This is a genomic window from Tangfeifania diversioriginum, from assembly GCF_900141875.1.
GTDB classification, from domain to species: domain Bacteria; phylum Bacteroidota; class Bacteroidia; order Bacteroidales; family Prolixibacteraceae; genus Tangfeifania; species Tangfeifania diversioriginum.
Genome location: NZ_FQZE01000010.1, coordinates 71,166 through 85,095, shown reverse-complemented (window position 1 = coordinate 85,095; position 13,930 = coordinate 71,166). Strand labels below are relative to the sequence as shown.

12 protein-coding genes are annotated in these 13,930 nt (G+C 40.0%); 1 reads left to right on the top strand and 11 read right to left on the bottom strand.

What is annotated here, in order from left to right:
- The first annotated feature begins 156 nt into the window (after nucleotides 1-156).
- Nucleotides 157-1,137 (top strand): M23 family metallopeptidase, encoded by a 981-nt coding sequence (locus tag BUC07_RS08360; RefSeq protein WP_073168320.1) that lies wholly within the window; start codon nucleotides 157-159, stop codon nucleotides 1,135-1,137.
- Here BUC07_RS08360 and hsdR read toward each other — a convergent pair.
- The 11 genes from hsdR to BUC07_RS08310 all read right to left on the bottom strand — a co-directional run bounded on the left by hsdR (nucleotide 1,134) and on the right by BUC07_RS08310 (nucleotide 13,914).
- On the bottom strand, nucleotides 1,134-3,533 hold the full coding sequence (hsdR, locus tag BUC07_RS08355; RefSeq protein WP_073168319.1) for an EcoAI/FtnUII family type I restriction enzme subunit R: 2,400 nt from the start codon (nucleotides 3,531-3,533) through the stop codon (nucleotides 1,134-1,136). The two genes, BUC07_RS08360 and hsdR, sit on opposite strands and share 4 nt — an antisense overlap.
- Nucleotides 3,499-3,909 carry a four helix bundle protein gene (locus BUC07_RS08350; protein WP_139279512.1) on the bottom strand — a complete coding sequence of 137 codons (411 nt, stop codon included), beginning with the start codon at nucleotides 3,907-3,909 and terminating at the stop codon, nucleotides 3,499-3,501. The genes hsdR and BUC07_RS08350 overlap by 35 nt, the downstream gene beginning before the upstream one ends.
- On the bottom strand, nucleotides 3,899-5,275 hold the full coding sequence (locus BUC07_RS08345) for a restriction endonuclease subunit S (protein WP_073168317.1): 1,377 nt from the start codon (nucleotides 5,273-5,275) through the stop codon (nucleotides 3,899-3,901). Before BUC07_RS08345 ends, BUC07_RS08350 begins: the two co-directional genes overlap by 11 nt.
- A gap of 28 nt (nucleotides 5,276-5,303) precedes the next feature.
- Nucleotides 5,304-5,675 (bottom strand): GxxExxY protein, encoded by a 372-nt coding sequence (locus BUC07_RS08340; RefSeq protein ID WP_073168316.1) that lies wholly within the window; start codon nucleotides 5,673-5,675, stop codon nucleotides 5,304-5,306.
- Nucleotides 5,676-5,690: 15 nt separating this feature from the next.
- Nucleotides 5,691-7,280, bottom strand: a complete 1,590-nt coding sequence (locus BUC07_RS08335) for a class I SAM-dependent DNA methyltransferase (protein ID WP_083578169.1) — start codon at nucleotides 7,278-7,280, stop codon at nucleotides 5,691-5,693.
- 170 nt (nucleotides 7,281-7,450) lie between these two features.
- Nucleotides 7,451-7,921, bottom strand: coding sequence for a hypothetical protein (locus BUC07_RS08330; protein WP_073168314.1), 471 nt, complete (start codon nucleotides 7,919-7,921; stop codon nucleotides 7,451-7,453).
- Between the two features lie 164 nt (nucleotides 7,922-8,085).
- Complete coding sequence (locus tag BUC07_RS08325; RefSeq protein WP_073168313.1) at nucleotides 8,086-9,381, bottom strand: P-loop NTPase family protein; 1,296 nt, start codon at nucleotides 9,379-9,381, stop codon at nucleotides 8,086-8,088.
- Between the two features lie 194 nt (nucleotides 9,382-9,575).
- Nucleotides 9,576-10,217 carry an outer membrane beta-barrel protein gene (locus BUC07_RS08320; RefSeq protein WP_073168311.1) on the bottom strand — a complete coding sequence of 214 codons (642 nt, stop codon included), beginning with the start codon at nucleotides 10,215-10,217 and terminating at the stop codon, nucleotides 9,576-9,578.
- 427 nt (nucleotides 10,218-10,644) lie between these two features.
- Complete coding sequence (locus BUC07_RS21450; RefSeq protein ID WP_262509494.1) at nucleotides 10,645-10,779, bottom strand: hypothetical protein; 135 nt, start codon at nucleotides 10,777-10,779, stop codon at nucleotides 10,645-10,647.
- The gene (locus BUC07_RS08315; protein ID WP_139279511.1) at nucleotides 10,779-11,420 is read right to left on the bottom strand and encodes a hypothetical protein; all 642 of its coding nucleotides are present in this window, start codon (nucleotides 11,418-11,420) and stop codon (nucleotides 10,779-10,781) included. The genes BUC07_RS21450 and BUC07_RS08315 overlap by 1 nt, the downstream gene beginning before the upstream one ends.
- Nucleotides 11,421-12,474: 1,054 nt before the next feature.
- The gene (locus tag BUC07_RS08310; protein ID WP_139279510.1) at nucleotides 12,475-13,914 is read right to left on the bottom strand and encodes a tetratricopeptide repeat protein; all 1,440 of its coding nucleotides are present in this window, start codon (nucleotides 13,912-13,914) and stop codon (nucleotides 12,475-12,477) included.
- Between the last annotated feature and the right edge of the window lie 16 nt (nucleotides 13,915-13,930).

Here is a 13,930-nt window from a genome sequence, read left to right as displayed (position 1 = left end):
GTTAATTTTCTTTAAAGCAAAGTAAACAAATTGCCTGTCTGAAAGTTATTTGTTTATTTTTGCCCCGTAAAATTAACGGGTTTTTAAAATTCTTGCAAAGTTAGAGGTTTTAATTAATTTTGTTTATTACGGATAATTAAAATTAGCCGAGAGAATATGGCCAAAAAGAAATACAAATTTAATCCCAACACACTAAGTTACGAACGTGTGGGGATTTCAACGAAAGAGAAACTGGGAAAGATACTTACTTATCTCTCCAGCAGTCTCGCGCTGGCTATTATTATGGTTGTAATTTTCCTGAATTTTTACGAAACACCACGCTCCAAGACACTGAAAAGAGAAAACCAGCGGCTGTTAACACAATACGAACTGATGTCGCGCGACATTGAACGAGTTGAACAGGTGCTGGCCGAACTGCAGCAACGCGACGACAATATTTACCGGGTTATTTTTGAAGCCGAGCCCATTCCGTCGTCGGTACGCAAAGCAGGTTTTGGAGGAAGCAATAAATATTCACACCTTGAAAACCTGAACAATTCGGAGCTGATTATTGAAACTGCAAAAAAACTGGACATTGTTGCGAAAGAGGCATACATCCAGTCGAAATCGTATGACGAAGTGCTCGATCTGGCGCTTAACAAAGAGAAAATGCTGGCCAGCATCCCGGCCATTATGCCCGTTTCCAACGAAGATTTAAAACGGACCGCCAGTGGCTGGGGCTACCGCATGCATCCCATTTACAAAGTACGGAAATTTCATTACGGAATGGATTTTACTTCTCCGGTAGGAACACCGGTTTATGCCACGGGCGATGGGAAAGTTACCGAAGTGAAAGGATCGAAACGCAGCCGTTCGGGATATGGACTGGTGGTTACCATTGACCACGGCTATGGATACGAAACTATTTATGCGCACATGAATGGATTTAACGTCAGAGTTGGCCAGAAAGTTAAAAGGGGCGATGTTATAGGTTACGTGGGCAATACCGGCGGCTCCACCGCACCACACCTGCACTACGAAGTGCACCGAAATGGCAGCGCCGTAAATCCGCACTACTACTACTTTAAGGACCTCACTCCGCAGGAATACGAACGGATGATTGCGATTTCTTCGAATATTGGACAGAGCCTGGATTAGGCCACTTTTTGTTTGTACAGATGTTCCTGAAATTCGATAAACAGTCTGCTGATGTTTGCCACGTCTCCCAATATTTCTTTTGCATCTTCCAACGATTGATACTTGTTTGTCAGCAAGATGGGTAGTTTCTCCTGGTCAAGCTCTTCCACACCTGTTTCAACGTATTTGCTTAATACGAATGCAATAAATTCTCTTTGTTTGTCATTCAGCAATGCAAAAATGGTCGCTTCGGCTGCTTTGGTTCTTGCTTCGCGAGTCATTGCGATATAGTCACCATTGAAAACGTATTCCAAAACATCATACAAGTCGCTTTTTTCCATATCCACCAACTTCTGCAAAGTCAGTAAATCGTCTTTCGGGAAACCTGCTGCATCTAAGTTTTCTAACAATGTTTTTCTTGTTAGTGGATTGCTCCACAATTTCCGCAACTCTTCTTCGTCTTTGAAGAGCTTGGGTAACTCACCAAACAGATTATTCAAAAATTCTTCGGCTGAAATGGGTTTGCCGTCTGCACTCCAAAACGAAGTAGAAATCATGTGTTTGATTTCTCGTTCTTTTCCGTCGCGGAGTTTGACTTTGATTCTTTTCTTTTTGGATTTTGGCTCGTCAGGATCTGAAACAACCGGAGGTTCACCCGGGTCAGGTGTTGGATATGGTTTTGGTTCTCTTGGCTCAGGTTCTATAGGTTCTCCGTCCCATTCGGGATCGCTGAAATGTTTGTAGGCATCCACAAAGTCGTAAATCGTAAAAAATTCTTTGCCGTCAAATAATCGCGTACCCCGGCCGACGATTTGTTTAAACTCAATCATGGAGTTTACAGGACGAAGCAAAACGATATTCCGAATGTTACGTGCATCAACTCCCGTTGAAAGTTTCTGCGAGGTGGTTAGAATGGTTGGCAATGTTTTTTCATTGTCCTGAAATTCCCGCAACATTCTTTCTCCCTCTTCTCCATCATTGGCAGTAACCCGAACGCAATAGAAAGGGTCTTTACTTTTTGCGTATTGATTTACCAAATCCCGAAGCAGTGCTGCGTGTCCCTGATTCGCACCGAAGATGATGGCTTTTTCGTTTTGAATGACTTCATTTAAAAAGATGTTTACCCGTTTGGCTTCTCTCTCTACAATTTCAATCGTGCGGTTAAAGTCTTTTTCTTCATACAATTTGCCTTCTTCAATTTCGCCTTCCACAATGGTATCGTCCGAAGTGTAGCGGTAATCGTCTAAAGTGGTTTTGATGCGTTTTACTTTGAATGGTGTCAGGAAACCGTCATTGATGCCTTCTTTCAGCGAATAAATGTAAACAGGCTCGCCAAAGTATTTGTAGGTGTCCACGTTGTCATCTCGCTTGGGCGTGGCGGTTAATCCCAATTGCACTGCCGGACTAAAATACTCCAAAATACCCCGCCAGTTACTTTCATCATTTGCTCCGCCTCGGTGGCACTCGTCAATGATGATAAAATCAAAGTAGTCAGGGGGGTATTGCCCAAAGTTTAATTGTTGTTCTTGTGGGACAGGTGGGACACCGCGGACAGCTTCGCTGCCCGATGAAGGTGAGGCTGTCATGAATGTTTGAAAGATTGTAAAAAAGATACTGCCGTTGGTAGGCACTTTGCCTTTTTTCTTAATCTCGCTTGGCTTTATCCGCACCAAAGCATCTTCCGGAAATGCGGAAAACGAATTGAAAGCCTGATTGGCTAAAATATTTCTGTCGGCCAGAAACAAAATTCTGGGACGTCTTGCAGGCTCGTTGGGTCGGTGAGCTTGTCGAACCGTCCAGCGGGTTTGAAACAGTTTCCAGGCAATTTGAAAAGCAATGGCCGTTTTTCCTGTTCCTGTGGCAAGGGTGAGCAAAATGCGATCACTGCCACTAGCCAACGCTTCCAACGTGTTTTTAACGGCTATTTCCTGATAATAGCGCAATTGCCAGGTGCCGCTTTTGTCTTCAAAAGGAACATTGGCAAATTTTTCTCTCCACTCCATTTCGGCACTCTGCCCTGAGCCTGTCGAAGGGAAGGTCTTTTTCCAAAGTTCTTCGGGGCCTGGAAAATCAGTTACCAAACCTTCTTCACCTGTTTTCATGCAGATTTGGTAAATGGCTTTTCCGTTGGTACTGTAGGTAGTTTCCAATTGCAGTTTCTCTGCATATTGCTTGGCTTGCATTACGCCCTCGCCCACTTCCAATTCATCACTTTTGGCTTCTATCACAGCCAGTTTGATGCCTTTGTGTACTAAAATATAATCTGCAATAATTTTTCTTCCACGACCGCCACCCGATTGGATTTTACCTTCAGTAATGCGGTATTCACGAAGCACTTTTGAGCCTTCTGTCACGCCCCAGCCGCAGGCTTTTAGCCTGGGGTCAATTAGTTCTGCACGGGTTTCTGCTTCGTTCATTTTGTCTTCTTTTATTTAATTCGCGCACACGGGCAACCAAACGATGGTTTTTCTCCCAAAGGAGCAACTTTTTTGTTCTCAGAAAATCTTCATAATCAATGAGCAGTTCTTCCAGGCTGGCACGGGCTACATTGGTAAGTTTTATCTCTGTTTCTTTCGATGTGCCGGATGCCATGCTGGCTTCTGCAATATTTTGTTTGCCGCTGCGTGCGGCTTGCACCATTTGCCCTATTGTGCGGTCGTACTTATGAAAAAAGCGATTCGTAAAATATACCGTACCATCATAAATAATTTCCGCTTTCTGATAGCTGAACAGATTACGGTAACCACCATGAGTGGGGATAAAGCCTTCGGTATTTTTTTCTTTATCGCTCATTTGTTGGTTCAGCTGCCTGGCTTAAATTATCATTGATTTCATACTTCACGGGCACTGCGCTTGCCGATGTTTTCAACCCTGCCTGTCGTTTAGCCAACTCTCCCGTAAACGCCTTTTGCAACACGCTCTTTTTCAACTCTTCCAAATTTAAAAGTTTTTGCTGATAAATAGCTTCCAACTTTTGCGTTTCGGCTCGCAGGGCATCTAATTGACGGACGATGTTTTGTTGTTCTGTTTTTGAATTTGGAAATAGGATTTTTACTTCATCAAAACTGTAATTATTGATTTGTGGAATTGAAGTTCCATTGCTTATGCTATTCAAATCAATAATCTGAAACCAATGGAAAAAATAATCCGAATCAATTTTACTTCCTGGAATAATTGCCATTGTGTTCAAATCAACTATTGTTGGTTTTATTATTTTGCGTTTTTTATTTGTAGCAATAGCACCACCCCGTTTTGGAAAAATTATAGCACCATTTGGAATGATTTGATTTGCCTTAATTTCATTGCTATTCACAAATCTGCTTGAAATTTTAATCTCAACTTCATTTTCTGGTAATGTCATATCTCCAACTTTCACATAAAGCACATCGCCTTCCGTTCTTTCAAGATTTTTGGATATTGTTGTTCCACTTTTTAATTCACATACTTCTTTAATGATTTTTTCCTCCCAACCTTCACCTTTGTCTGAACCTTGATTTCTCTGATTGCCGTGATGGGCTTGATTTTTAGAATCAGGGGAATCAAGCAAATCATTTGAATCATGGTTCAGACTTCTTTTCTCAAACACCTCCTGCAAATAACTTTCAAAAAGTTCTTTGGCGTTTTTGAGGTTTTGTTCAGCATTGGCTTTTGCCTTGTCTATGGCGGCAAAGCACTCGTCTAAAATGGAAACAATGCGTTGTTGTTCGGAGAGGGGTGGGATGCTAACCTCTAATTCATAAACTTCATTTCTGTTTATACCAGGTTTTACACCTTTTGCTAATTTGGGCAATTCGAGGGAACTCAACAAATGAAAAAGAAAGAACAAGTCGAATTTCGCCCTATCAAAGGTTGCGAAATATGTAACATCAAGTGGCCAAAACTTCTTTTCGGTTAAATTAATTTCACCAGCTGAACCTTTTCTTCCAACTACTATCGTTTCTTTATCATAATAAAAATCATTACTTCTACTTTTTATCCCATTTGCACCATAAACCGGATACTTACCTGCAATAACCCGTTTGTTTTTCGGTAATGGTTTACCATATTTTAGAGCTAGTACTTCCCCCAACTTCTTTATTTCCCAACCTTGATTCATATTGTCTGAACCTTGATTTGTGGGATTGGCTTGATTGCCTGATTTTTTTTCTTTTGTAATCATGTTAATCTATTAATCCTTTAATCATTGTTCAAGACTTTTTATTATGAACCCGCTTAAATTGCAAACTCTTGGCGCCAAAATTTATCAGCAAGCCAATATCTAAATTATAAGCTTCCACATAATTCATTGCTTGAGCTAAATGCACATCTTCTAAATTAATGATGGCTTTTATTTCTACCATAATTTTATCTTCCACAAAAAAGTCAACCCGTCTTGTGCCTACATCATGTCCTTTATACACCAAAGGCATTTCTTGTTCTCTTACAAAATCAATATTCTGTAATTGCATCTCAATGGCTAACGCCCTTTGATACACTACTTCCTGAAAGCCATTGCCCAAATGTTTATGAACCTCCATTGCTGCTCCTATGATTTTATGTGTTAATTCTTGTTCTTTCATTGTCTTGAACCTTGATTATTCCTGATTAATTTGATTTCCTGACTTTTCTTTAATCGTGGTAATCTGCGAATCTTTAAAATCAAGGTTCAAGACTTTTTCAATCACGGTTCGGACATTTTCCGCCTCTTTGTCTAATTCCCGCATCTCTTCCAAAATTTCCTGCGGCTGGCGAAGCGGGGCAGCTTCCGGTGTATTGGGGTTTTTTACGCTCAAATCGGCATCGACAAGTTCAGCCACCTTTCGCCCGTCAACGTTCCAGCTGTTTTCAGTAACTGGTCCTTCGGCTGCATTTCTTCTTTTCTCAAATAATTTAACAAACTCCGCCAAATCTTTTTCGTTGAGCGGATTGGTTTTGCCCAGATTGCGGCCCGGGTTTAGTTGGTAGTACCAAACCTTTTGCGTGGGTTTGCCTTTCTCGAAAAACAGCACTACCGTTTTTACACCTGCCCCGATAAAGGTGCCGCCCGGCAAATCCAATATGGTGTGCAGGTTGCAGTTATGCAACAGTTCTTTACGCAAGGCAATGCTCGCATTGTCGGTATTGCTCAAAAAGGTGTTTTTAATGACCACCCCAGCTTTGCCGCCTGCTTTCAGAATTTTGATGAAGTGCTGCAAAAAGAGCGAAGCGGTTTCGCTGGTTTGAATCGGGAAGTTTTGTTTTATTTCGGCACGTTCCTTCCCACCAAAAGGCGGATTGGCCAGCACCACATTGTAGCGGTCTTTTTCCTGAATGTCGGCCAGGTTTTCGGCAAGCGTGTTGGTGTGGATGATGTTGGGCGCTTCCACACCGTGCAAAATCATATTCATAATGCCAATGATGTAGGCCAGTGATTTTTTCTCCTTGCCGTAGAAAGTTCGTTTTTGCAGGGTTTCCCATTCTTTTGTGCTTAACCCGCTGCCATTATTAGGGATAAGCGGGCCACTGCCGTTGGCAGCTACTGATTTGGAGTTTTTGAGGTAATCAAACGCTTCGCACAGGAAACCTGCACTTCCGCAAGCTCCGTCGTATATTTTGTCGCCAATTGCCGGGGCAACCACTTTTACAATGGTAGTAATGAGCGGTCGGGGTGTGTAGTATTCACCCCCGTTTCGCCCTGCATTGCCCATATTTTTGATTTTGTCTTCATACAGGTGGCTCATTTCGTGCTTCTCTGCATGCGTACGAAAACGCAATTCATCAATCAGGTTGATTACTTCGCGAAGGTTGTATCCGCTTTGCAGCCGGTTTTTCAGTTCGCTGAAAATCTCTCCAATCTTGTATTCAACGGTATTGGCATTTGTGGCCGACAGTTTAAATTTTTTGAGGTAGGGAAAAAGCTTGCCGTTTACAAAATCCAGGAGGTCGTCACCTGTCAGGGCATTGTGGTCAATTTTGCCATTAGGTAGTTTTGGAGCCGCCCAAACGCTCCATTGGTATTCCTTGTCGATAATGGGCGTATATGTTTTTCCGATGAGTTCGGCAGAAGTCGCCCGGTCACGCTCCAGGTCGTCCAAATATTTCAGAAACAACACCCAGGAAGTCTGCTCCACATAGTCCAGTTCACTTCCGCATCCGGCATCCTTCCATAAAACATCGTCAATATTTTTAAAAGTCTGTTCAAACATTATTTATTCTGTGTTTTAAAATTCATTTTTCATGTTACCGCAAATATATCAATATCGGGTGGCGCACTGGCAAAAAAAAACAGTGCTTTTGGTTTTTTATATTAGCTTTAAAAACTGGCAAAAAACTCAATGTGCCTATTTGCATATCCACATGCATTTTATTTATTCACTCATAGATATTTTTGAATTAAAATCAAAATTACCCCGGCAATAACGGGGATTATTAGTAACCACCAAAATTTCGACAAAATGGAAATTATTGGATTTTTTCGAGTTGCTTTTGGAGTCGAAGGATTAATAGTTGTTGTATTATTTTCAAAAGAGTCAGATGATTGCCTTAAATTACCTGAATTATCACCCATGACGAAGTTTCCATGATTTGTGATATGAGTTGATTTATTTTCATATTTAGATTCTAATTCCGAAAGATATTTTTCAATTGAACCAAGCTGAATAACTCTCATTCCGTTATCATTCAGTTTATATTGATGTGGTCTAGATTCATAAATTAAATTTAGTGACATTGCTGTATTAACTGCTTTTCTTGTATTAGGATTAATTCCTTTATACAAGGCTATTGGAGGGTGATTAAAACATTCAATTATTATTTTGTTTAGCTCTTCTAATAATTCTTCATCCATTTTTGTTGAGTTTTTCAAAATGTGTGACAGTGATAAATTGTATGATTACTGACAGGTTACCTAGTCCTTTTCTGTTAAACAGCAATGCAATTTAAGCGGACTAAAAAACCTTGATATTTAGCATTTTGCATGCAATTACTCATACAAATTATTGGCTGTAACTTTTATAATCCAACAGGTACAGGAATATACTCTAGGATTTCCTCTTTATTACAGTTTTTTAAGAAAAAGTAAAAAGTTGAATCAATGATTTTTACAGAAGAAGTTCCTATATCATAATCAAATATTGGTGGTGAAATAGATTTCTTAATCTGATTTGCTACAAGTGTTTGTAAAAAATACCCCATATCAGATGGTCGGACATCATCAGGTCTGTGATGAATCGTTCTTATTTTCTCTTGAATTACTCTCCGTTTTAAGCCACTAGTTATATCATCAAAATCCTCATTGAGTAGTGTTTTTACAAAATAGTACGGAATGTATAGTGGAATTTCGTCTGAACTTTTCGCTTTTTGTTCAACAAATGCTTCTAAACATCTAATATGCCGACTTGAATAATCGCTAAGTTTTTTTTCAATAGCAGTACTAATATTATCAGCAGTGATATAAATAGTATCCTCAGATGTTTCTCTAACACCTGCTGCATAGCAAGACTCTTTACATAGCTCTTGAAAAACTCCAACACTGTCAAAACAAGTCTCTATAAGCTCCTCTAAAACATTTTCAAAACTTACATTTAACAACGGAAATCCTTCATCAATTATAGCCTTTAAGTGTTCTCTTTCCCAAGGTTCTACGGGTATTTCAATTAACCTATCTACTAAATCGCCATTAAATTGAATAAGTCTATTCTTTTCTCTCCATATGCCTAAAACAATAAATTGAATTTTATAATCATCAAAAATTCTCAAATCAATTGAAAGTAGCTTTTGGTTTTCTTCTGTTAAATAATGGAAATTTTCAACTATAATCTTTTTATCGAAATTAATTGCCCTAAGTAGTTCAGATAAATCTTGGGCCAAAAAAAGATTGTAATCAACAATTTTATATGAGGTCTTATCGCCTTCATTAAAAGTTTCTTTTCCTTCAAGATTCGCTTCTCCCGAACCAAAAAATGGGATTTTAATCTTTGCTTTCACTCCTGCTTTAATTTCACCCCCTACTTCTTGAGAGACTTCTCGTGATTCTACAATCTCAATATTCAATTGACGTACAATAGAATTGTATAAATCTTGAATTGTTGACGCCGGTGAGCAATTAACCCTTATATAGTCTTTTTCTTCAAGATGCTTTTGGGTCAAAGCTGTCTTTCCTTGTTTCGAAGCTCCATAAATTACTAAATGTTTATTCTTTTCAAGTCCTTTAATAAATAAGTCATCAACATCGGATCTCTCAATATATGTTGCAATCATTTCATTTGAAACGCCATAGACCTCATGTGTTTTATAATTTGTTACCATATATTTTAATTTATAAGTTTAATGTCAGTTTGTTTTTAAATTACAATCAATGTGTTTCTCTATTCCAATTTTCCAAATTCCCTCGCTGGCGCAAATTTACCATTTGTACCATAATTTATAGAAACGAGGTTTCAATTTTACCAAATTGCACACCGATTACAAATCGGCGCGAGCGGAGTAAAATTTGTACAATGTTACCGCAAGTTTTTAATTCGAAATTTAATAAAGAACTGGAAACTTTGATTATAACCTCTTAATTTTATTGTATTTATATCATCATCTGCAACCCATAGTAACTCATCGGATATTTTTGTCAGACCATGGCTAAATTTAAAACCAATATCATATATATCGAAGATGTTATAAGTTATTCCAGTCATTCCTGAAAGTCCAAATTTTCTAAATAAATCTGTAATCTCTTCAGAATTCGATGTTGTTTTGTTTTTTGCATTTACCAAATAGTCAACTTCAGGTCCAATTGAAAAGAATAGTTTGTCTGACAAATAAAAGTCTAAAAAACTTGATAACTGAAAATAGTAGAGATTAATTTTATTCTCGTTATTATTTTCTTTGTTAGAAATCCAACCCTGTTTTATAATCCCAGGTTCAACCGAAAACCCAAATAGTTGATTTATTCTATAATTTAGGGTTCCATTAATACTATATGAGAAATTTGAAGAGAAAATATCTGAATTACTATCTATGTCAGGAATATTTGTAAAATTAGTTTTGGCGATACCTGCTCCAGTCTTTATCCCCAAATTTATATTTTGGGCATTCAAATTCATTAGAGAAAATATAATGAATCCAATAATAATGGTTAACCTGTTCTTCATAATTCAATAAATGTTATTTTTTTAAAATTTGCGGTAACTTGTTTGTCAGTTCACATTTTCCGAAACCACTGAACACTGTTTGTTTGCCAGGTTCGGGTTTTGGTTTATCTGAATTTTTTCGGTGTAATCCCCAAACGTATTCATCAATTTTAATTTTCAGTTTTTAAAAATAGCAATCTTTGGTTACAAAGGGTGCAGGCTGTTGAGGTGTTCCGGAACCTTTTTTAACAACGGGATGCAGCTCATAGGTGGCATGTAACTTACTGAACGGGTGTTCTTTGAATAACCTTCGATGTTTCCTGAACAACCCGCGGAGTCCTCTGAACGCTTCGCGGAGTGCTCTGAACGCTTCGCGGAGTTCTGTGAACGCTTCCTGACTGTCAATGCGTCGCTTGCGACTGTCAATGCATCGGTTGCCGTGTTCAATTTATTCATCGTGTCCTTCTCTGAATAAAGCGCCGGGTTGTCCGAACTCCTTTGCACCACCTTTGAATGGGTTGGCGGATAGTTCGAACAACTTTCCGGCATCTTTGAAATTATAGTCGTCTGTTCCACACCGCATCAGTCCACAATTGTCCGGGCCCGTTCGTATGCGCTGTAAAATTCGGTGTCAGAATATTTAAAGCGAATCATCAGCGGGTCGAGCCGGTTGTTGAGCAGGTCGTTGGTTGCGTCAAACAGTTCTTCCAACAGGCTCATGGCGGCAAAAGCCTGGTTGCGAATGGTACGCGGCTGTCCAATCAGCGCCTTAAAGTCGTCGAGTGAGGTTTCCGTTTCGGTAATCATCGCTTCAGTTACCCCGTAATCGGCCAGGTTCTCCAGCGCTTTGCGGGCATTTTTGATAACCGGCGTCACCAGTGCTTCCACATCGGTTTCGCGCGCCCGGTCAAAATCCGACTCCACAAGCTTTACCTCTCCGGCCAGCTTCGCGTTTCCGGTAATGGCGGCATAGGCCTGCAGGGTGCCTGCCAGCGTAGTGCACTTTTTGGCCAGCGCCTTCAGCACACTGGCCTTACTGGCGGTTACCGCCTCACTCCTGAGCACTGTTTTCTCGTTGGTCTCCTCAATGCGCTGTATCAGCTCATCAAAATTGTTTTTTACATTCAGCAACACGGGAATGCTGCTCCACAAGGTGGTGTTTTCGTCGAGGACTTCCTGCGTATTGAGAAACATACGCATGTGATTCGTCTGAGTTTTGTTCATAACAATAAATATTTAAGTTAATAATGTGTCCCGGGTTGGGGACGTGAATTTTTGCAGGATTATTTTTAGAAGTTGACCTGTTTGGTTTTCCGGGGGCATGGGTTGCATTTGCAGCAAATAAACGATGTGTCTGAAGCATTTTCACTGTTTTGATTAAAGATTAAAAATTTAACGGTAAGCAAGTTATGAAATCAGAAACAGAAATGCCAGAAAATTGCTGAAAAACATAAAATGCGCAATTGTAAGTTACAAAAACTATTTTGGGGTTCATTTTCTCATTTTTATAATTAACCGTCTAAACGCCGACAAAGACGTTGTTAGGTTCCGGACAAGTGACGGATCACTTTAAGAAATTGTGGAGAAGTAGAGTTGATTTTCAAATAAGAGATTCAAGTTTTCCCATCATTAAAATGCTTTCCATTTTAATTGATATTTTTTCCTGCCGGAGGCCTTCATCTTTTTCTTGAAAAAAAGACGAAGCAGAAAATTCAAGGCTCTTTTTAACCTTCACCTTCCATCTTTATAAAATATAAGTTCGGACGGGTGATTTCCTCGATTCCTCGGAACTTCCCGCTCTCACTAATATTTTATTTTGATTCCAGGCTTGGTTAAAAAAAGGCCGTCCGCAGGGATGAATCGTCCGTAGTACCTACACCTGGCCTCGGCCGGTGAGCCAAAAATCAAGTATTGAATGCGTTAAAAAATTTCGGCTGTTTGAGGAGGCACGACGAGTTTAGAAATTTTAGCAGACAATGCGTAGATTTTTGAGTGAAGCGGGCACAGCCTTGACTTTTTTTGCCATAGGCATCACTACGTGGGTTTACTTTTTGGGTCAAGCCAAAAAGTAAAATCCGCCTGATAAGGCAAAAACAACATAATGAATTTAGAATCTAAAATAGTTCGCTCCACAAAAAGTTAAACTGAGCCCAAGTGACCTTTCAGCGTCCGGCAGAGAAAAAGTAATCGTTAAATCAGGGGCTTAATTATAAAATCAATCATTGCTTGAGAACTGCACCAAAATAATGGTGCAGAAGAAAACCGGCAACAATGAAATCTACATATATTTTTTGCGGTAGTTATCCACCTGTTTTTTCAGGCGTTTATTTTTCAGGGCTTTGGGGTAAATATCGAACAGATAGTTAACCTGCACAAACTCCTGGTCCATAGCGTCATCGAGCACAGCCAGTGCCCGATCTTCTTCTTTGTTCTCCAGCAGAAGGCTAACCAGGCGGTATTTCAGCAGCACATCGCTGTTCTTTTTCAATCCGGTTTTGAGTATGCGCAGTGCATTTTTGGTCTCCCCGAATTTTAAGAGAACATCCACCCAGGTGAGCCAGATTTCAGCGTTTCCGGGTTCGAGGCGTGCAGCTGTTTTCAAGGCATCGGTGGCTTTTTCCAATTTGTTGTAATCGTTGTAAACCCGGGCCAGGGTGAGCCAGTATTCAGAGTTATCATTGTCAAGCTTCAGCGCTTTATTGATAAAAACAATGCTTTCGCCGTATTTTTTTTCCACCCACATAATAAGGCCAATACCAAACCAGGCCGTATCGTTCTCAGGGTTCAGCTTAATGGCTTTCTGGTAAAAAAATTCCGACTGGAAATAATCTTCCAGGTTGAGGTAACATTCGCCAATGTAACACCAGGCATCATCGTTATCCGGGTCGATTTCCAAAAATTCATTATACCGCTCAATAGCTTCATTGAAATTACTGGCATTGGCGTGCGCATTGGCAATATTGAACAGTGCCTGGCTGAAAGTATCGTTCAGTGCCAGTGAAAATTCATACGCTTCAATGGCTTTTTTATAATTTCCTGCTTTGTTGTAGGTAATTCCCAGGTTAAACCAGGTAGAATAATTAAATGGATTGCTGTCGAGGTAGCGGTTGTAATATTCAATACTTTTATCGAAATTGCCCAACTGATCGCTGAAAAAGCCCAGGTCGTACAAAGCCTGTTCATTTGCCGGATTCTTATCCAGCGCACGTTCAAAATAGCTCACTGCTTTTTCCACTTCACCGGCCTGAATATAGGCAGCTCCAATATGGTAGAGAATATCGTCCTCTTCGGTTGCTCCTGCTTTCAGGGCGCGCCTGAATGACTTTTCCGCATTGCGGTCGTCGCCCAGAATCAGCCATGCCGAGCCTTTCATAAGGTGCACATCAGGATTGGCAGCCTCCAGCTGTTCGGCCAGGTCCAAATAGTTCAGGGCATTTTCATATTTCCCTTTGCTAAGCAACACCTGGGCATACTTTAACTGGAGCGGTACGGCGCCGGGGTGAATTTGAATTCCCTGCCGGGCTGCAATTTCGGAGGCGTTAATATCACCTTCATCGAGCAAATACTCAACAATTCCCTCAAATTCAGAAACATCAAAGTATTTTTTTCTGCCTGAAACCAATGACCGTTTAAAACGGCTCAGTGCTTCGTCCAGGTTTTCATCATTAATAAAATTTCGTTCTTCCTGATTCATCAATCCTCCAAAAATGAATGGCAAAATTAACAATTCACAC

Bases quoted from the DNA above. Each gene is read 5' to 3' on its own strand.
- BUC07_RS08360 (WP_073168320.1), top strand. From the start codon at position 157: ATGGCCAAAAAGAAATACAAATTTAATCCCAACACACTAAGTTACGAA.
- hsdR (WP_073168319.1), bottom strand. From the start codon at position 3,533: ATGAACGAAGCAGAAACCCGTGCAGAACTAATTGACCCCAGGCTAAAA.
- BUC07_RS08350 (WP_139279512.1), bottom strand. From the start codon at position 3,909: ATGAGCGATAAAGAAAAAAATACCGAAGGCTTTATCCCCACTCATGGT.
- BUC07_RS08345 (WP_073168317.1), bottom strand. From the start codon at position 5,275: ATGATTACAAAAGAAAAAAAATCAGGCAATCAAGCCAATCCCACAAAT.
- BUC07_RS08340 (WP_073168316.1), bottom strand. From the start codon at position 5,675: ATGAAAGAACAAGAATTAACACATAAAATCATAGGAGCAGCAATGGAG.
- BUC07_RS08335 (WP_083578169.1), bottom strand. From the start codon at position 7,280: ATGTTTGAACAGACTTTTAAAAATATTGACGATGTTTTATGGAAGGAT.
- BUC07_RS08330 (WP_073168314.1), bottom strand. From the start codon at position 7,921: ATGGATGAAGAATTATTAGAAGAGCTAAACAAAATAATAATTGAATGT.
- BUC07_RS08325 (WP_073168313.1), bottom strand. From the start codon at position 9,381: ATGGTAACAAATTATAAAACACATGAGGTCTATGGCGTTTCAAATGAA.
- BUC07_RS08320 (WP_073168311.1), bottom strand. From the start codon at position 10,217: ATGAAGAACAGGTTAACCATTATTATTGGATTCATTATATTTTCTCTA.
- BUC07_RS21450 (WP_262509494.1), bottom strand. From the start codon at position 10,779: ATGCGGTGTGGAACAGACGACTATAATTTCAAAGATGCCGGAAAGTTG.
- BUC07_RS08315 (WP_139279511.1), bottom strand. From the start codon at position 11,420: ATGAACAAAACTCAGACGAATCACATGCGTATGTTTCTCAATACGCAG.